General features: G+C 65.1%; 15 protein-coding genes. 4 read left to right on the top strand and 11 right to left on the bottom strand.

The features are described 5' to 3' along the window. Nucleotides 1–86: 86 nt before the first annotated feature. From HOP58_RS07795 to uraH, 8 genes are all read right to left on the bottom strand, one after another. A complete protein-coding gene (locus HOP58_RS07795) occupies nucleotides 87–1115 on the bottom strand; it encodes an ABC transporter ATP-binding protein (protein ID WP_234260010.1) in 1029 nt (342 codons plus the stop codon). Further along, nucleotides 1112–2185 (bottom strand): oligopeptide/dipeptide ABC transporter ATP-binding protein, encoded by a 1074-nt coding sequence (locus HOP58_RS07790; RefSeq protein ID WP_234260009.1) that lies wholly within the window; start codon nucleotides 2183–2185, stop codon nucleotides 1112–1114. The genes HOP58_RS07795 and HOP58_RS07790 overlap by 4 nt, the downstream gene beginning before the upstream one ends. Before the next feature lie 41 nt (nucleotides 2186–2226). Next, nucleotides 2227–3117, bottom strand: coding sequence for an ABC transporter permease (locus HOP58_RS07785; protein WP_234260008.1), 891 nt, complete (start codon nucleotides 3115–3117; stop codon nucleotides 2227–2229). A gap of 18 nt (nucleotides 3118–3135) precedes the next feature. Beyond that, entirely contained in the window at nucleotides 3136–4089 is a 954-nt protein-coding gene (locus HOP58_RS07780; protein WP_010626991.1) for an ABC transporter permease, read from the bottom strand. Nucleotides 4090–4142: 53 nt separating this feature from the next. Next, complete coding sequence (locus tag HOP58_RS07775; RefSeq protein ID WP_234260007.1) at nucleotides 4143–5771, bottom strand: ABC transporter substrate-binding protein; 1629 nt, start codon at nucleotides 5769–5771, stop codon at nucleotides 4143–4145. 308 nt (nucleotides 5772–6079) lie between these two features. Then, complete coding sequence (locus tag HOP58_RS07770) at nucleotides 6080–6826, bottom strand: GntR family transcriptional regulator (protein WP_234260006.1); 747 nt, start codon at nucleotides 6824–6826, stop codon at nucleotides 6080–6082. 129 nt (nucleotides 6827–6955) lie between these two features. After that, on the bottom strand, nucleotides 6956–8158 hold the full coding sequence (locus tag HOP58_RS07765; protein WP_234254496.1) for a urate hydroxylase PuuD: 1203 nt from the start codon (nucleotides 8156–8158) through the stop codon (nucleotides 6956–6958). A gap of 57 nt (nucleotides 8159–8215) precedes the next feature. Further along, nucleotides 8216–8569, bottom strand: coding sequence for a hydroxyisourate hydrolase (gene uraH / locus HOP58_RS07760; RefSeq protein ID WP_234260005.1), 354 nt, complete (start codon nucleotides 8567–8569; stop codon nucleotides 8216–8218). Between the two features lie 187 nt (nucleotides 8570–8756). On the opposite strand from uraH, the gene uraD reads away from it, so the two are divergent. From uraD to HOP58_RS07745, 3 genes are all read left to right on the top strand, one after another. After that, nucleotides 8757–9287 carry a 2-oxo-4-hydroxy-4-carboxy-5-ureidoimidazoline decarboxylase gene (uraD, locus tag HOP58_RS07755; protein WP_234260004.1) on the top strand — a complete coding sequence of 177 codons (531 nt, stop codon included), beginning with the start codon at nucleotides 8757–8759 and terminating at the stop codon, nucleotides 9285–9287. Between the two features lie 318 nt (nucleotides 9288–9605). Then, nucleotides 9606–10988, top strand: coding sequence for a nucleobase:cation symporter-2 family protein (locus HOP58_RS07750; protein ID WP_234254495.1), 1383 nt, complete (start codon nucleotides 9606–9608; stop codon nucleotides 10986–10988). Between the two features lie 136 nt (nucleotides 10989–11124). Beyond that, a complete protein-coding gene (locus tag HOP58_RS07745) occupies nucleotides 11125–11736 on the top strand; it encodes a phosphoribosyltransferase family protein (RefSeq protein ID WP_010626984.1) in 612 nt (203 codons plus the stop codon). A 70-nt stretch (nucleotides 11737–11806) separates the two neighbouring features. Here the strand turns inward: HOP58_RS07745 and HOP58_RS07740 are convergent, their stop codons facing one another. Continuing rightward, nucleotides 11807–12160, bottom strand: a complete 354-nt coding sequence (locus HOP58_RS07740; protein ID WP_234260003.1) for a phasin family protein — start codon at nucleotides 12158–12160, stop codon at nucleotides 11807–11809. A 117-nt stretch (nucleotides 12161–12277) separates the two neighbouring features. Continuing rightward, nucleotides 12278–12985: a glutathione S-transferase N-terminal domain-containing protein gene (locus HOP58_RS07735; RefSeq protein ID WP_234254494.1), complete on the bottom strand. Its 708-nt coding sequence runs from the start codon at nucleotides 12983–12985 to the stop codon at nucleotides 12278–12280. Between the two features lie 379 nt (nucleotides 12986–13364). Between HOP58_RS07735 and HOP58_RS07730 the strand changes: the two genes are divergently transcribed. After that, nucleotides 13365–15209: an L-lactate permease gene (locus HOP58_RS07730; RefSeq protein ID WP_234260002.1), complete on the top strand. Its 1845-nt coding sequence runs from the start codon at nucleotides 13365–13367 to the stop codon at nucleotides 15207–15209. A gap of 59 nt (nucleotides 15210–15268) precedes the next feature. On the opposite strand, the gene HOP58_RS07725 is transcribed toward HOP58_RS07730, so the two are convergent. After that, entirely contained in the window at nucleotides 15269–18262 is a 2994-nt protein-coding gene (locus HOP58_RS07725; RefSeq protein ID WP_234260001.1) for an FAD-binding and (Fe-S)-binding domain-containing protein, read from the bottom strand. Nucleotides 18263–18296 lie beyond the last annotated feature (34 nt).

Raw genomic sequence — 18296 nt, 5'->3', positions numbered from 1 at the left:
ACGCACGGAAATGCAAGCCGCCGGACGCCTGGGCGTCCGGCGGCTTGGTCGTCTGGCTTGGGTGTCCATACCGTGGTGACGAACCATCAGCTCGCCGTTTTCTCGAGCCGCCAGCAGGCCGCCCGGTGGCCGTCGCCCAGCTCGCTCATGCCAGGCAGGGACAGCGTGCATGTCTCGTCGGCATGGGGGCAGCGCGGGGCGAAGGCACAGCCGGGCGGCGGCGCCGACATGTCCGGCGGCGCCCCGGGAATGGCACTGAGACGCTGCCCGCGCAGCTCGCCGGAGGCGCGCGAGTGCATCAGCCCCAGGGTATAGGGGTGGCGCGGCTGGGCGATGACGGTATCGACAGCCCCGGTTTCCACCAGCCGTCCGGCGTACATCACGGCAATGCGATCCGATATCTCGTTGGCCACGCCCATGTCGTGGGTCACGAAGATCACCGACATACCCAGCTCCCGCTGCAGCTCCCGAAGCAGCAGCAGGATCTGGATCTGTACCGTGGCATCCAGCGCGGTGGTCGGCTCGTCGGCCAGCAGCAGCTTGGGCCGGCACGACAGGGCCAGGGCGATCATCGCCCGCTGGCTCATGCCGCCTGAGAGTTCGTGAGGGTAGTTGGCCAGCCGCCGCTTGGCCGAGGGGATGCGCACCCGGTCGAACAGCTCCAGGGCACGTGCCAGCCCCTCGCGCCGGCTCACGCCTTCGTGGCGACATACGGTCTCGGCGATCTGATCGCCCACGCTGAACACCGGGTCGAACGCCAGCATCGGCTCCTGGAAGATCATCGCCGCCGTGCGACCGCGAAAGCGGGACAGCTCACGCCGCGACATGGCCAGCACGTCCTGACCGTCGACGTGAACGCTTCCCGTCAGGCGTGTCTTGCGCTCCGGCAGCAGGCGCATGAGGCTGCGCAGCGTGACGCTCTTGCCCGAGCCGCTCTCGCCCAGGATGGTCAGCACTTCGCCGCGAGCCAGGGTCAGGTCGACCCCGTTGACCGCCTGCACCTGACGCCGGGGCGTGCCGAAGTGCACGTGCAGGTCACGAATCTCAACCAGGGGCTCGGCGGGTGCTGCCATCGGCACCTGAACGGCCGTTCGAGTCATGACATCGGATTTCATCGAACGCTCTCCTCGACGCTGGGCTGCGGGCTCGACACCGCGGCTTGCACCTCGTCGGCCCGGTGACAGGCCGACAGGTGCCCGCCGCCCGGCAGCGCCGCAAGCTCGGGTTCGGTGCCACGGCAGAGATCCACGGCCAGGGGGCAGCGCGGACAGAACCGGCAGCCCGGCGGCAGGTCGATGGGATTGGGGGGATCGCCGGCCAGCGGCGCCGTCTGGGTGCGCCGCCCCGGTTCCAGCGACGGCATGGCCGACATCAGTGCCCGGGTGTAGGGATGGGCCGGGGCGCGGTAGAGCGCCTCGCTGTCACCCACCTCGGCCACCTTGCCCAGGTACATCACCATGACCCGGTCGCTGATGTAGCGCACCACGTTGAGATCGTGGGAGATGAACAGGTAGGTCAGCCCGTACTCCTGCTTGAGATCGCCGAGCAGATTGAGCACCTGGGCTTCCACCGACTTGTCCAGCGCCGACACCGCCTCGTCGAGAATCAGCAGGCGCGGCTCGAGCGCCAGCGCCCGGGCGATGTTGACCCGCTGGCGCTGGCCGCCGGAGAGCTCGTGGGGATAACGCTGCGCGAAGCGCTCCGGCAGCAGGCCTACCTGATCGAGCAGCCGTCGGGCGCGCTGGCGCGACTCACGCCGCCCGACGCCGTGCACCTGCGGGCCGAAGGCAATCGACTCCTCGATGGTCATGCGCGGGTTGAGCGAGGCGTAGGAGTTCTGGAACACCATCTGCATCTGGCGGCGCATCTCGCGCAGCGACAGGCCGCCCCGCGTGCCGACCGGGTCGCCGTCGAAGATCACCTCGCCGCCGTCCGGCTGCAGCAGATGCATCAGCAGGCGCGCGGTGGTCGACTTGCCGCAGCCCGACTCGCCGACGATACCGAGGGTCTCGCCCTTGCGCACCTCGAAGTCGATGCCGTCCACCGCATGCACACGGCTCAGCGGCCGCCCCAGCAGGTCCCGCTTGATCACGAAGTGCTTGCGCAGCCCCTTGACCCGCAGCAGCGGCTGGGCCTTGCCGCCGCGGTCGCGGGGATCGCTCGTCACCATCGGCGCGGCATTCATGCTGTCGTCTTTCCTGGCTTGATGACTCATAGCTTGGTGACTCATAGCTTGACGTCCATGGCAGAGCGCAGCCCGTCGCTGAGCATGTTGAAGCAGATCGACACGGTGAAGATCATCATGCCGGGCAGCACCGTCACCCACGGATTGACGTAGATCGCATCGCGCATGGTGTTGAGCATCAGTCCCCACTCCGGCATCGGCGGGCGCGCACCGAGACCGAGGAAGGAGAGCCCCGAGGCAAGGATCATGCTGACGCTGATCAGCGAGGTCGCGTAGACGAAGATCGGCCCCAGCACGTTGCCCAGCACGTGACGCCGAATGATGGTCAGGCTGCGTGCGCCGCTGGCTCGCGCCGCTTCGATGTAGTCGACGTTGCGCACCTGGGTGGTCACGCTCTCGGCGACCCGGGCGATGGGCGGGATGAACACCACCGTGAGCGAGAACAGCGAGTTGACCAGCCCAGCCCCCAGGGCGCCGGCCAGGGCGATGGCCAGCAGCACGGCGGGAAAGGCGTAGAACACGTCGATCACGCGCATGATCACGGTATTGGTACGCCCACCGACGAAGCCGGCGACGATGCCGATGGCGCTGCCGATGACGAAGGCGTTGATCACCGGCATCACGCCGATCAGCAGCGACAGCCGCGCACCGTGGATCAAGCGCGACAGCACGTCGCGCCCCAGCTCGTCGCTGCCCAATGGGAATCCCGGTGAGCCGATGGGCTGAAGGCGGTGCAGCATGCTGGTGCTGTAAGGACTCTGCGGCGCCAGCCAGGGGGCGAAGATCGCCATCAGCACGATGGCCAGCAGGATCAGGCCGGCGACCATGGCCACCGGGTCGCGCCGCAAGCGGGCGAATACGCTGCGCCAGTAGCCTTGCTCCGCGGGTGGTGCCGCCATGGGCGACACGGCAGTATCGAGAGTGAGCGACATGGGCGTGTCTCCTTGCGATCAGCTGCGCTGAATGCGCGGGTCCAGCCTGGCCTGGGCCAGATCGACGATGAGGTTGAGCAGCACGAAGAACAGCGCCAGCACCAGGATGGTCCCCTGCAGGATCGGCAGGTCGCGCTGGAAGATGGCGTTGTTGAGCAGAAGCCCCGTACCCGGCCAGGAGAACACCGTCTCCACCAGGATCGAGCCGCCGAGCAGGTAACCCAGCTGCAGCCCCATCACCGCCAGCGCCGTGGGCGCCACGTTCTTGACCACGTGCAGGAACACGCGCTTCTCGGCCAGCCCCTTGGCCCGCAGCGCCTCGACGAACTCATGGGCCAGGATCTCGGCCACCATGGCACGCACGGTGCGGGTCACCACCCCCATGGGGATCACCGACAGGGTCACGGCCGGCAGGATCAAATGGCGCAGGTAGGCCCACTCGAAGGCCCAGTCGTTCGAGCTTCCCGGCCCCGCCCCGGAGGAGGGCAGCCAATTGAGCTCCACCGAGAACACGATCACCAGCAGCATGCCCAGCCAGTAATGGGGCACGCTGACCCCGCCCACGGCAAAACCGGTGACGAGACGGTCGAGCAGCGAACCCTGCCAGTAGCCGGCCAACAGGCCGAAGGTGCACCCCAGGGTGAAGCCGATCAGAGAGGCCGCCAGGGCCAGCAGCAGGGTGTTCTTGAGCGCGGCGAACACCTCCGTGGTAACCGCCCGCCCGTTGGCCGCCGACAGCCCCAGGTCGCCCTGCAACGCACGACTCACCCACAGGGCAAACTGCTCGGGCAGCGGACGATCGAAGCCGTAGGCGCGCTCCACCATGGCCACCACCTCACGCGGGGCATCGGCCGACACCACCGCATCCATGGGATCGCCAGGCGAAAGGTGCACCAGCGAGAAGCAGAAGAAGCTCACCGCCAGGGTGATCGGCACCACATAGAGAATGCGCTTGAGGAAATAGGTACTCATCTTGCCTCCAGGCCGGCGGCGGCAGGCAAACTCTCACCTGCCGCCGCTGCGACTCACTCCTCGATGTAGACCGGGGTCAGGTCCTGGAACCAGTTCTTGGCCTGGACGAAGCCCTTGACCCGCGGCTGCATGGCGCGGGGACCCACGTCATGGGCCACCCACAGCCAGGCGGCGTCGTCGACCATGCGGGTGTGGAACTCGGCCAGAATGGCGTCCTGCGCCTCCTGATCGAAGGTCACCCGTGCCTCATCGAGTAGGCGGTCGTACTCGGGGTCGTCCATGTAGCCCCAGTTGAAGCCGTTGGGCGGCGCCATGCTCGAATGCATGAAGCGATAGAAGGCGGCGAACGGATCGAGCCAGCCGAAGGTGATGTTGGTGGCATGGGCGCCGCGGCTGCTCGGGTCTTCCGCACCGCGCCGCCAGTTGGGGAACAGCGACTCCCAGTCGAGCACCTCGAAGTCGAGGGCGATGCCGACCTCGGCCAGGTTCTGCTGGATGTACTCGTTCATGGCCAGGGGCTGCATCTGGCCGGAACCGGAGGTGGAGATCAGCACCTTGATCTCAACCGGGTTGTCCGGGCCATAGCCGCTCTCCGCCAGCAGGCGCATGGCCTCCTCCGGGTCGTAGCGGGTCTCGAACTCGGGCTCGCCGTACCAGGGGTGATCCGGCGTGACGATACCCGCCGCGGGCACCATCAGACCGCCCAGCAGGGCCTCGAGCCCCTCCCGGTCCACCGCCAGGTTGGCCGCCTTGCGCACGTTGATGTCACGCCACGGGCTGCCCTCGAGCATGGAGAACTGGTAGGGCCAGGTGTGCGGATAGGGGTTGCTGGTGATGGTCATGCCCCGGGATTGCATGCGCGGAATCGCGTCGGGTGCCGGGGTCTCGATCCAGTCGACCTGGTCCGACAGCAGCGCCGAGGTGCGGGTGCTCGACTCGGGCATGGGGATCAGCTCGATACGCTCGATGCGCGGTACGCGGTCGGCGTCCCAGTAATCGGCGTTGGGTTCGAGCACGGCCCGCTCCCGCGGCACCAGACGCGTCAACCGGAACGGCCCGGTACCGGAAGGCTCGCGGGCGAAGGCATCCCAGTCGCCGCCGAGCGCCTCCCACTGCGTCGGGCTCGAGAAGAGCAGGAAGGTGAGCTGATACGGGAACCAGGCGTCCGCCTCCCGCGTGGTGAAGCGGATGGTATGGTCATCGACCTTCTCGTACTGGTCCATGGCCGGAATGCGGCCGCGCACGTTGCCCGCCTGACGAGCGTCGAACTGCGGCGAGTCCTCATCGTAGACTTTGTCGAGGTTCCAGATCGCGGCGTCGGCGTTCCACTCGCTGCCATCATGGAAACTCACGCCCTGGCGCAGGGTGAAAGTCCACACCCTCGTATCCTCCTCGTCGACCTCCCAGGACTCGGCCAGGCCGGGGGTCAAGCCGCTGATCTCATCGGCAGACGAAAGATCCCAGTTGATGAGCGCGTCGTAGACCGTATAGCCCAGGAAGCGATAACCCTCGAAGCCGCTATCAGGCTGGCCGGTGGTCAACGGAATGTCCGAGGCGGTCATGGCGATGCGCAGCACCTGACCGTCGGCCATGGCCGGCATGGAGAGTACCGTCAGACTGACGGTGACCGCTGCCGCACGGCGAGCCTGGCGCAGGGCTGCTGCGATTTTTTTGTATACCATTTTTCACGCTCCCCCTCTTCTTGGTCGAAATGCCGGGCATCGTCGATGCTCAGCTCATCCTGACCAATGCAATTACGAGGCCAAAGGAGGCGATATCGGCGGAAGAATACGAAGGTGCGCAGAAATCAAAAATACAAGCTACTGAAATTTAGTATACAAACATGGTGATGGAAATTTTCCGCTCGTTCGGGAGAACACGGCAAAACACCGTGCTGCGATCAAGCACGGTGCTGACAGGCAAGGAATGAGAGCATAGGGGCGCACCGAGTCGGTGCAGGCAAAATAACGAGACGCACCGGCAACGTGCATCAAAGATTGAATATCTGGTGCAGGTCGGGTGCCTCCTGCTCCTCCTCGATGATCGACAGCGAGGCCGCGATGGCCTTCAAGTGGCGTCCCATGAAGGCGGTAGCCCGCTCGCCATCGCCCGCTTCGAGAAAGCCGATGAGATCGTCGTGGTCGTGGGACTCGCAGCCCAGGTGCCCCGAGCTGCCGTAGACGGCGAGAATCAAGGAAGAGCGCGAGCATAGCTGGCCGACGAAGGCCGCCAGGGTGGCATTGCCCGACAGCTGGGCCAGACGCTCGTGGAAGGCGGCGGAGAGCTTGATCGCGCGGCTCTGCTCGCCCGACTTGAGCGCCTCGCGCTCACGCCGGGCCATGTCGCGCAGTTCGCGCACGTCGTCGGGTTTGATGCGACGGGCGACCTCCGGCATCAGACCGCACTCCACCATCTGACGGGCATCGAACACGTCCTTGGCTTCCTCGGCGGTGGGCCGGGTGACGCTGGCACCGCGACGTGGCGTGAGGGTCACCAGCTGCTCCAGGGCCAGGCGCTGGAGAATCTTGCGCACTCCGGTACGGCTGATGCCGAACACCTCGGCCAGGGCATCCTCGCGCAGGCGCGCTCCGGGCTTCAGGCGGTGCTCGATGATGGCATCGCTGATGGTGCGATAGATCGCCTCGTGGCGCTCCGCCCCGTCGCCGTTCTTGCCCAGGCGCCGAGGTTTGGCCCCGCCCGGCTCGCCGGCATCGGTCACGCCCTGCCGCTGGTTCATGATCACCCTCCTCGCAGCCCATTCTTGGTTGCCATTGTATACGTATCTTCCTGGAAGTATCGAACCGACGGCAACGCCCCCGGCACCGCAAGCGAGCGGCCCGGGGGCGCACACGGGTAGCGCTCAGGGCTACTCCGACCAGGCGGCGATCACCTCGCGCTCCTCGTCGGTCATCCCGGTCATGTTCCCGAGCGGCATGTACTTGCTGGCCACCACCTGCTGGATCTGGTTCTTCTGGCGCAGGATCTGGTCCCAGTTGTCATAGGCCACGCCGGCCGGGGGTGAGGCAAAGCCGGGCTGCGTCGGCTCCCGCGAATGGCAGGCGACACAGTGCTGGTCGATCATGGCATGCACCTCCTCCTGGCTGGGCGCTTCGGCCGTACCGTTGGCGGCAGTGGTCGCCCCACCCGGCATCGCCAGCCAGAACGCCACCAGGATCAGCGCCGTCCCGGCCGCCGGATAGGCCGGCTGGATCTTGCCCGCATGCATCAGCACGAAGAACTGGCGAATCAGCGCGCCGGCGAAGATGAACAGCGCCATCAGCACCCAGGCGTATTCGTGGTTGTAGACGAAGGAGTAGTGGTTGCTGATCATCAGCAGCACCACCGGCAGGGTGAAGTAGGTGTTATGTACCGAACGCTGCTTGCCGCGCTTCCCGTCGAGCGGATTGGGCTGCTCGCCGGCCTTCATCGCGTTGACCATTCGCCGCTGGCCGGGAATGATCCAGAAGAAAACATTGGCCGACATGGCAGTGGCCATCACCGCCCCGGTCAGCAGGAAGGCCGCGCGGCCGGAGAACATCTGCACGCTGAGATAGGCCACCACGATCATCAGCACGGCGACCGCAAGGCTGAGGATACCGTCCCGCTCCATGTTGGGGCTGATGCGCTTGCACATCTCGTTGTAGACCACCCAACCCGCCAGCAGGAACGCCAGCGCCAGCACGTTGGCCTGCCAGCCGCTCATGTTGGCGGCCCACTCCCAGTTGCTCTCGGGATTGACCAGATAGAATCCCGGATTGGTCATGTACATCAGCACGAACAGGGCGAAGCCCGACAGCCAGGTGGTGTAGGACTTCCAGAACGACCAGTGCAGGTCCTCGGGCAACTTGGCGGGTGCGGTGGCATATTTCTGGTTATGGTAGAAGCCGCCCCCATGCACGGCCCACATCTCGCCGAAGACGCCCTTCTCACGATCCTCGGCGGCCTTGGGCTTGCGCAGGCCATTGTCCAGCATGACGAAATAGATCGACTCGCCGATCCAGGCGATGGCCGCGATGACGTGCAGCCAGCGCAGCATGAAATTGACGAATTCGAGTAGGTAAGCTTGCATCTGAAGGGTCTCGGTCGGTGTTGTTGTTCAGGGGCCCGGGGGCATCGCAGCCTGTCGTTAACTACCGCGGTAAGTGGAATAACCGTACGGTGAAAGCAACAGCGGCACATGATAGTGCTGGCTGGCATCGGCCACGCCGAAGCGCAGCGGGATGACATCCAGGAAGCGCGGCTCGTCGGCCTGAACGCCCTGCTGACGCAGGTAGTCGCCGGCGTGGAAGACCAGCTCGTATTCGCCGGCCTGGAAGTCGTCGCCCTCGAGAATGGGCGCATCGCAACGGCCGTCGTCGTTAGTGGTGACCGTCTTGAGCGGCGTACGCTCGCCGCCGGACAGCCGAAAGACCTCGATACGGATGCCCTCGCCGGGGCGGCCCTGGGCGGTGTCCAGAACGTGGGTGGTGAGTCGTCCCATTGCATTACTCCCTTTTCGTTGGCCCGAGAGTCGTGGAGCGGGTCCGGGCTGGTCAGTGCTGGGCGGACGCAAGGACCGCCATCGTTATGAAGACAGTTTTAGCTCTTTTGGTAGTACATTTCAAAATTTTTTTGTATACACTTTTACAAGGCACGGCCCGACAAGCATCCTGACTACGGAGACCACCATGACAGACACCTTTCTGGAACCACGCCCCAGCACGCTGACACGCGACGAATTCGTTTCCCGCTTCGGCGACATCTACGAACACTCGCCCTGGGTGGCAGAGCTGACCTGGGAGCGCGGGCTGCAGCCGGACCAGGACACGCCGGCCGGGCTGGCGGAAGCCATGGGGCAAACGCTGCGTGAGGCTTCCGAGGAGCGCCAGCTGGAAGTCATCCGCGCCCACCCCGACCTGGCCGGCAAGGCCGCCATTGCCGGAGAACTGACGGACGACTCGACCCGTGAGCAGGCCGGCGCCGGGCTGGACCAGTGCACGCCGGAAGAGATGGAACGCTTCGAGCGGTTCAACGGCGCCTACAAGGAGAAGTTCGGCTTTCCCTTCATCATGGCCGTGAAGGGCAGCAACCGGCATGCCATTCTCGCCGCCTTCGAGACCCGCCTGGAGAACACGCCCGCCGAAGAGCGGCGCACCGCCGTCGAACAGATCAACCGCATCGCCCGCTTCCGCCTGGACGACCGCGCGTCACGGCCGTGACCGCCAATGACAGCGCCGGCCCGTTCGGCGCTGTCTCTCTGCCCTCTCCTTTACTCTCTCCTCTTATTCTCTCCGCCTTCTCTCTCCGCTTCCCTTTCTTTCCTTTTTCCTTCTGCTGCTCCTTAGCTGCCTAGCCTGGAAACATGACCAAACGGTCAGAACAATATGTGTAATCCATTGATATAAAATAAATTTCTAAAAAGGTGGACAAAAATAACTGGAAATTGTCTTTTAAAGATCTATCGATTGTGTACATTAATTTCGGAATGTGGTGCACAGATGTGCACCACTCAGACAACAACAACCGAGAGCCTGACCATGACCGATGCTGGACCCTCTCCTCAGCCAACCAAGCCCTCTCGCACCGTCAATCAGAACCCGGATGCCATGCCGCCGCTGGGCAAGGCGATTCCGCTGGGCATCCAACACATCATGGCGATGTTCGCCGGCAACGTGACGCCGCCGATCATCATCGCCGGCGTCATCGGCGCCACTACCGGCGAGCAGATCTTCCTGATTCAGGTCGCCCTGTTCGTGGCGGGGATCGCCACCCTGATCCAAACCATCGGCATGGGTCCCATCGGCGCCCGCCTGCCCATCGTCCAGGGCACCAGTTTCGGCTTCCTGCCGGTGGCGCTGCCCCTGGCCGGCACCTTCGGCCTACCCGCCGTGCTGGGCGCCTCCCTGGTGGCCGGCTTCCTGCAGGTGGGGCTGGGGGCCTTTCTGAAGAAGATTCGTCACTGGTTCTCGCCGGTGGTGACCGGCATCGTGGTGCTGCTGATCGGCATCACCCTGATGCCGGTGGGCCTCAACTATGCCGCTGGCGGTGTCGGCGCCGATGACTTCGCCTCACCCACCAACCTGGGTCTGGCGCTTTTCGTGCTGGTGGTGACCATCATCGTTCACCAGTTCGGCCGTGGCTTCCTCAAGGCCGCTTCCATCCTGGTGGGCCTGGTGAGCGGTTATCTGGTGGCCATCGCACTGGGCATGGTCGACTTCTCCAGCGTCGCCAATGCCGCCTGGTTCTCCATTCCCAGGCCGTTGCAGTACGGCATGGAGTTCCAGCTGACCGCGATCATCGGCATGACCCTGATCATGTTCGTGGTGGGCCTGGAAACCATCGGCAACATCTCCGCCATTACCATCGGCGGCGCCGGTCGTCAGGCCAAGGACCGCGAACTCTCCGGCGGCGTGATGGCCGATGGCGTGGCCACCTCCTTCGCCGCGGTGTTCAACACGCTGCCCAATACCGCCTATGCCCAGAACGTGGGCCTGATCACCCTGACCGGCGTGGTCAGCCGTCACGTGGTGACCATCGGCGGCATCCTGCTGATCTGCATGGGCCTGTTCCCCAAGCTGGGCGGCCTGGTCGCGGCCATGCCCCATGCCGTGCTGGGCGGCGCCGGGGTGGTGATGTTCGGCATGATTGCCTCGGCGGGACTCAAAATCATCCAGGAGTGCGAGCTCAACCAGCGCGCCATGCTGATCATCGCCGTGGCCATGAGCCTGGGCATCGGCCTGCCGGCGGTGGAAGCCATCGCCGAGACCATGCCCGGCCAGGCCGGCCTGCTGCTGAAGTCGGGCCTGGTCCCGGCGGCACTCGCCGCGCTGTTGCTGGACGCCGTGCTGCCGGGCAAGCCGCAGCGAAAAGCGCCTGAGGAAGTCACAGCCAAAGGCGAAGAGGCAAGCTCCACCCCCTGAACGAAGGGGTCGGTCAGACAGGTTCCGACCGGCCCTACCCGCCCGTGCCCCTCCGCACTTCTCCTGCCGCCGCGCCCGACCGATGGGCAGGTGGCATCTACACTGGTGACACCACCACCAATGCGGAGGATGCGACATGTTTCGTGACCGCCTGGACGCCGCCGAGCATCTCGCCGAGCGACTCTCCCATCTCAAGGGCTCCAACCCTCTCGTGTTGGCCATTCCTCGCGGTGGAGTACCCATGGGGCGCTATCTGGCCGACGCCTTGGAAGGTGAGCTCGACGTGGTGCTGGTGCGCAAGCTGCGCGCGCCGGGCAACCCTGAGTTCGCCATTGGGGCCATCAGCGAGGATGGCACCATGAAACTCGACGAGGCGGCGGCGCACTATTCGCAAGCAGCCATCGAGCGTGAAGCCGAGCAGCAGCGCACGCTGCTGCAACAGCGGCGCCAGCGATACGCTCCGGTGCGCCCGCCGATTGCACCGGAAGGCCGAACGGTGGTGATCGTGGATGACGGTAGCGCCACGGGTGCCACCATGGAGGCGGCCCTGAAGACCCTGCAAGGCCGAGCCGAGCGCCTGATTGCCGCGCTCGGTGTCGCCTCGACTAGCGCCTTCGACAGGCTGGCGGCGGTGGCCGACGAAGTGGTTTGCCTGGAAGTGCCGTCACGCTTCATGGCGGTCGGACAGTTCTATGTCGACTTCGGCCAGGTCGAGGAAGAGGAAGTGATGGAGCTGCTCGAGGAGTGAGTGAGGCCAGCGTACGAAAAAAAGGCCGCCGCCCTGATGGGCGGCGGCCTCTCTCGATGCCGGCGGCGACTTACTTGGTCGCGGCGCTGGCGGCCTTGGCGTTCTGCTCTGCCAGCTGCTGGCCCTTCTGCAGGAACTCCTGGCTCAGGTCGACCACCTTCTTGGTGTCGCCCTGCAGACGCTCACCCAGCTCCTTGGCAGCTTTCTGCTGGGTGTCGAGAACCTGCTTGAGGCTATCGGAGTCCTTGACGTCGATCCAGGCACGGGCCTGGGCCAGGCTGAGGTCGGAGTAGCTACGGAAGGCTTCCATCTGGGCCGACAGCAGCTTCTCGTAGTATTCCAGCGTCAGCGAGCCATAGGCACGCGCCGGGGTGATGAACAGGCTTTCGAACTGTTGGGTCGCCTTGTCTTGGGTCTTGCTCATGAGACACCTCCTACGTTGCGTTGCCAAGGCAGGAATGAGCCTTGTTGCAGTGCAACATAGCAGCTCGTTTTGTGCAGTGCAACATTTTTTGCTTGCCAAGTACTCCCTAGAGCGACCTCAACGATAGGCGCCTTCGATGTCGGTTACTCTCATGGCCTTTCGCCCCAGGCCGTCGTGCAGGTCCAGCATTCGCTCGACCCACCCGTAGACTGGATCGGCATTCGATACCAAGTCGGCGCTGGACACCACCCGCGCCCACATGAAGGCGCCGAATACCAGGTAGTCAGCGGCGGCCGGCGACTGGCCATCGATAAAGTCAGCGTCGTTCAAGCAGCCTCGCAGCGGCTCGAGCGCAGCATCCAATTTGGCCAGCCCCTTGGCCGGCGAATGGAACTCCTCCAACGTGCGACCGAAGCGCTTTTCCCGCGTCTCGCGGAAATAGTCACGATCCCGGGGAGCGATCGCATTGAGCAGATCCATGACGATGGTCTGCATGATCGCCGGCTGCAGGGCACGCTCGGCATAGTGCTTGAAGAAGCGCGCCCGAGCCTCGGCGACACCCTCTCCCAGCAGCGGCCCCTCAGGGTAGGCGTCATCGAGATAGCGCAGGATCGCATAGCTGTCGGTGACCGTCGTCTCACCGTCGACGAGTACCGGCACCTTGTCGTAGTCGGCAAAGGCCAGGGCCGCCTTGTCGGTGAAGTGCCAGGCCCGCGTCTCGAAATCGAGCCGCTTATGTGCCAGCGCATAGCGTACGCGCCAGCAATAAGGGGAGAAGCGAAGTCCTTCATCGATACCGCAGAGATCGTAGAGAACCCGTGCCATGCCGCCTCCGATGGATGTGTTTTGTCGTTCTCGGATGTTTCGCCGTTCTCGGATATTGCCAGCCTTGCCCCTGGGATGCCAATCGAGCCGGGCTCGACTACGCTGGAAGCGGAAGCCTGTCCATTAGTCTAATAACGAATTCATCCCCGGCGGCTATCGGAACCCGCTACTCAGGCACATACATATGTTTTCATTGAGAAAAAAATCCTAATTTTAATTTTCGCACCGCACCATAGATTGGTAAGACCAATGATCCATGGATGGCAACTTGCGCTCGCTCTTCGTATCGTTGCCTCCCTTGCCGTCGAAGACTCGGCAGTGGCCTTGTCGGGTATCGCTTGCCCGACAGCTCTAACAAGGAGAAATCCGAGGAAACGTCATGACCGATACGACCCTAGCGCTACTAGCCTTCACGCCGCTGATACTTGCCGGCGTGCTGCTCATCGGCTTTCGCATGGCGGCCAAGACGGCCATGCCGATCGTCTACCTGGTCACGGCCGTCATCGCCCTGTTCGCCTGGGAGATGAGCTTCAATCGGGTCCTGGCCTCGACCTTTCAGGGCCTGATACTCACCGCCTCGATCCTGTGGATCATCTTCGGCGCCATCCTGCTGCTCAATACCCTGAAGCACTCGGGCGGCATCACGGCGATCCGTAACGGTTTCTCGGGCATCAGCCCCGACCGCCGCGTACAGGCGATCATCGTCGCCTGGCTGTTCGGCTGCTTCATCGAGGGCGCCTCGGGCTTCGGCACGCCCGCGGCCGTGGCCGCACCACTGATGGTAGCGCTCGGCTTCCCCGCGTTGGCCGCCGTCGTGGTCGGCATGATGATCCAGTCTACACCGGTCTCCTTCGGTGCTGTGGGCACGCCCATCGTGGTAGGCGTCACCGGCGGCATCAACCAGAGTGCCATCACCGAGCAGTTGGAAGCCGGCGGCTATACCTGGCTGGAGTACTTCCGGCTGATTGCGGCGGAAGTGGCTATCGTCCACGGCATCATCGGCATCCTGATGCCGCTGATCATGGTCGTGATCATGGTCAAGTTCTTCGGCGCCAACAAATCGTGGAAAGAGGGGCTCTCGATCACCCCCTTCGCCCTGTTTGCCGGGGTCGCCTTCGTGGTGCCCTACATGCTGGCAGGCGTGCTGCTGGGGCCGGAATTCCCGTCGATGATCGGTGCCATGGTCGGCCTGGCCATCGTGGTTCCCGCCGCCCGTCGCGGCTTCCTGATTCCGAAGGATACCTGGGACTTCCCCGAGCGCAGCAGTTGGCCCGACAACTGGATCGGCAAGATCGAGATCAAGATCGACGACATCGCCGGCAAGACCCCGCTCTCCACCTGGATGGGCTGGCTCCCCTACGTGCTGCTGGCTGTGTTCCTGGTCGCTTCGCGCACCATCGAGCCGCTGCGCGAAGCACTCAATGCCTGGACCTTCGGCTGGAACAACATCCTGGGCGAAGCCGGCGTCTCGGGCAGCCTTGCCCCGCTCTACCTGCCCGGCGGCATCCTGCTGATGGTAGTGCTGGTCACCGCCGTGATCCACCGCATGCGTGCCGGTGAGCTCAAGGCGGCTTTCGGCGAGTCATCGCGCACCATCTTCGGCGCCGGCTTCGTGCTGATCTTCACCATCCCGATGGTGCGTATTCTGATCAACTCCGGGGTCAATGCCGGCGATCTGGTCTCCATGCCGGTGGCCATGGCTCAGTTCGTGGCCGACGGGGTGGGCGACGTCTATCCCTTCTTCGCCCCCGCCGTGGGTGGCCTGGGGGCCTTCATCGCCGGCTCCAACACAGCGGCGAACCTGATGCTGGCCGAGTTTCAATTCAACGTTGCCCAGCAGCTCGGTCTCTCCACTGCCTTCATGGTGGCGCTGCAGGCCGTGGGTGCCGCAGCGGGCAACATGATCGCCATCCACAACGTGGTGGCGGCATCGGCCACCGTCGGCCTGCTCGGCCGTGAAGGCGAGACCATCCGCAAGACCATTCTGCCTACGCTCTACTACCTGGTGTTCGCCGGGGCGATCGCCATGATCGGCTTCTACGTGCTCAACGTCAGCGACCCGCTGATGGAAGTGGGCGCCACGGAGCCTGCAATCGTCGAGCAGATGGAGCAGGAGCCTGCGGAAGCGGCGGAACCGGACGAGGAAGCGGACGAGGAAGTGGAGCAGGAGGCGCCAGACGAGGCTGAGCCGGAGCCCTTCGAAGAGGCGGAGCTGGAAGACTGATCCGACCTGATCTTGCCCGCAAGCTTGCGCCCCCATGGCATTGCCATGGGGGCTTTTTTTCACGCCAGCGCCCGCTCCAGCAGCCGTGCCACGTGAATCGCCTCGCGGCCGCTGCCGTCGCGGATCTGGTGGCGACAGCTGGTGCCGTCGGCCACCAGTACGGTGTCGTCGTCGGCCTCGCGGATCGCCGGCAGCAGCGCCAGTTCGGCCATCTGCAGCGAGGCGTCGTAGTGCTCCGCCTCGTAGCCGAAGCTGCCCGCCATGCCGCAGCAGGAGGAGTCGACGGTCTCGACCGCGAGCTCGGGAATCCAGGACAGCACCTGCTCCACCGGACGCAGCGCGTCGAAGGCTTTCTGGTGGCAATGGCCGTGCAGCAGCGCACGCCCGGGCAGCGGCTTGAGGTCGAGCGAAAGCTCGCCCGACTGTCGCGCCTTGACCAGAAACTCCTCGAACAGCATCGCGGCATCCGCCAGGGCCCGCGCCTGTTCACCGAAGCCGTACTGCAGGAACTCGTCGCGCATGCCGAGCAGGCAGGAGGGTTCGAGCCCGACGACGGCTACGCCGCGCTCGACATGAGGCATCAGGGCGTCGAGCGTGCGCCTGGCCTCGGCTTTCGCCTTGTCGAACTGACCGGACGAGAGGTAGGTACGGCCGCAGCACAGCGGCCGCTCCCCCGGCTTGAGGTTGAGGTGAACGCGATAGCCGGCCGCCTCCAGCACCCGCTTGGCGGCCCGAGCGTTGTCGCTCTCCATGTAGTTGTTGAAGGTGTCGACGAACAGGACCACCTCGCCGGCAGCCAGGGCCGGCGTACCGTGGTATTCGCCAAGGAAATCTCCGGTAAAGGCCGGGAAACGGCGCTGCGGGGCGAAGCCCAGCGCCTGCTTCAGCGGACGCGCCAGGAAGTCCAAACGCTCCACTGCGCCCAGCAGACCCGCGAACCGTTTCGCCCACGGGGCGTAGCGCGGCATCTCGCCGATCAAACGATCGCGCAGGGCGATCCCCTTAGCGCGCACCCGGGCGGCACGCGCCTCGATCTTGAACTTGGCCATGTCGACGCCGGTGGGACAGTCGCGCTTGCAGCCCTTGCAGGAGACGCACAAATCGAGCGCCTCCTTGACCGCTTCGTCGGCCAGCCCCTGCTCGCCGAGCTGCCCGGAGAGCACCAGACGCAGGGTGTTGGCCCTGCCCCGGGTCAGGTGCTGCTCGTCCCGAGTGACACGGTAGCTGGGGCACATGGTGCCGGCGTCGAACTTGCGGCAGTGGCCGTTGTTGTTGCACATCTCCACCGCCATCGCCAGGCCATGGGTGGCGTCGCCGGCGCTGCCGGGCTCGCCCAGCTCGCCGGTGAGCGGGTCGCGGGTGACGTTCCAGGCCGACCAGTCGAACAGCGGCGTGAGCGGAATGCGCTGATAGCGGGTGGGAAAGCGGAAATAGCGCTCGTCGTCCATCTTCGGCGTATCGACGATCTTGCCCGGGTTGAGCAGGTTCTGCGGATCGAAGGCGCCCTTGATCGCCCGGAAGGCGTCGTTGAGGGTTTCGCCGAACTGCCAGGCCACCCACTCGCCACGGCACAGGCCGTCGCCGTGCTCGCCGGAGTAGGCCCCCTTGTATTGGCGCACCAGGGCGGAAGCCTCCTCGGCGATCTCACGCATCTTGCGCGCCCCGCCCCGGCGCATGTCGAGGATAGGCCGCACGTGCAGCGTGCCGACGCTGGCGTGGGCATACCAGGTGCCCTCGGTACCGTAGCGATGAAACACCTCGGTGAGCCGGTCGGTGTACTCGGCCAGATGTTCGAGGGGCACCGCGCAGTCCTCGATGAAGGAGACCGGCTTGCCGTCCCCCTTCATGCTCATCATGATGTTGAGACCGGCCTTGCGCACGTTCCACAGCGCCGCCTGCTCGGCGGCGTCGGGCATCTCCACCACGCTGCCGGGCAGGCCCAGATCGGCCATCAGCTCGGTGAGACGTTTGAGCGAGGCGAGCTGGGCCTGCCGCTCCTCACCGGCGAACTCCACCAGCAGCACCGCTTGGGGCTGGCCGATCAGCGCTTTCTCGATCACCGGGCGGAACGCCGGGTTCTCCAGCGACAGGTCGATCATGGTGCGATCGACCAGCTCCACCGCAGTGGGGTCGAGGGTGACGATGTGCTGGGTGAAATCCATCGCCTGGTAGAAAGTGGGGAAGTTGACCACGCCGAGCACCTTGTGCGCCGGTAGCGGCGAGAGCCGCAGCTTGATGCGTCGGCTCACCCCCAGGGTGCCCTCGGAGCCCACCAGCAGGTGGGCCAGATTGACGCGCCCCTGCGGGTCATAGGGCTTGGGATTCTGGCAGTCGAAGAGGTCCAAGTTGTAGCCGCCGACCCGACGCAGCACCTTGGGGAAGTGCTCGCGGATCTCGGCGGACACCCCCTCGGCAATGGCCTGGACCCGTTCGGCCAGTTGACGCTCGCGCCCCTTGAGCGGCAGCTCGTCGAAGAAGCCGAAGCGGCCCTCGCTGCCGTCGGCCAGCCAGGCCTCGACACCCAACACGTTGTGCACCATGTTGCCGTAGCGGATCGAGCGCGAGCCGCAGGAGTTGTTGCCGGCCATCCCCCCCAGGGTGCACTGGGCGCTGGTGGAAACGTCTACCGGATACCAGAGCCCGTGGGGCTTGAGCCAGGCATTGAGATGATCGAGCACAATGCCCGGCTCGACCACCACGGTACGCGCCTCGCGGTCGAACTCGACGATTTCCCTGAGCCAGCGGGTAGTGTCGATCACCAGCGCCTCGCCCACCGTCTGGCCGCACTGACTGGTACCGGCGCCCCGCGCCAGGATCGGTACCCGCGCATCGCGGGCGGCCTCCAGCACCGTCGTCAGATCGCGCTGGTGGCGCGGAATCACCACGCCCAGCGGCATCACCTGGTAGATAGAGGCATCGGTGGAGTAGCGACCGCGCGCGGCGTGGTCGAACAGTACCTCGCCCTCCATCTCCCGGGACAGCCGGGCCGCCAGTTCGGTGACCGGCTTGACCCGCGCATCCGGGGCAACGCTCTTGTCCGTCAGAGACGTCATCGTCCTTCCTCAGCGGTTGCAGGGAATCTCGACC

This window comes from Halomonas sp. MCCC 1A11062 (genome assembly GCF_021404355.1).
GTDB lineage: Bacteria > Pseudomonadota > Gammaproteobacteria > Pseudomonadales > Halomonadaceae > Halomonas > Halomonas aerodenitrificans.
Note: the sequence above shows the minus strand (reverse complement) of the source record. Positions and strands in the feature narration are given on the sequence as shown.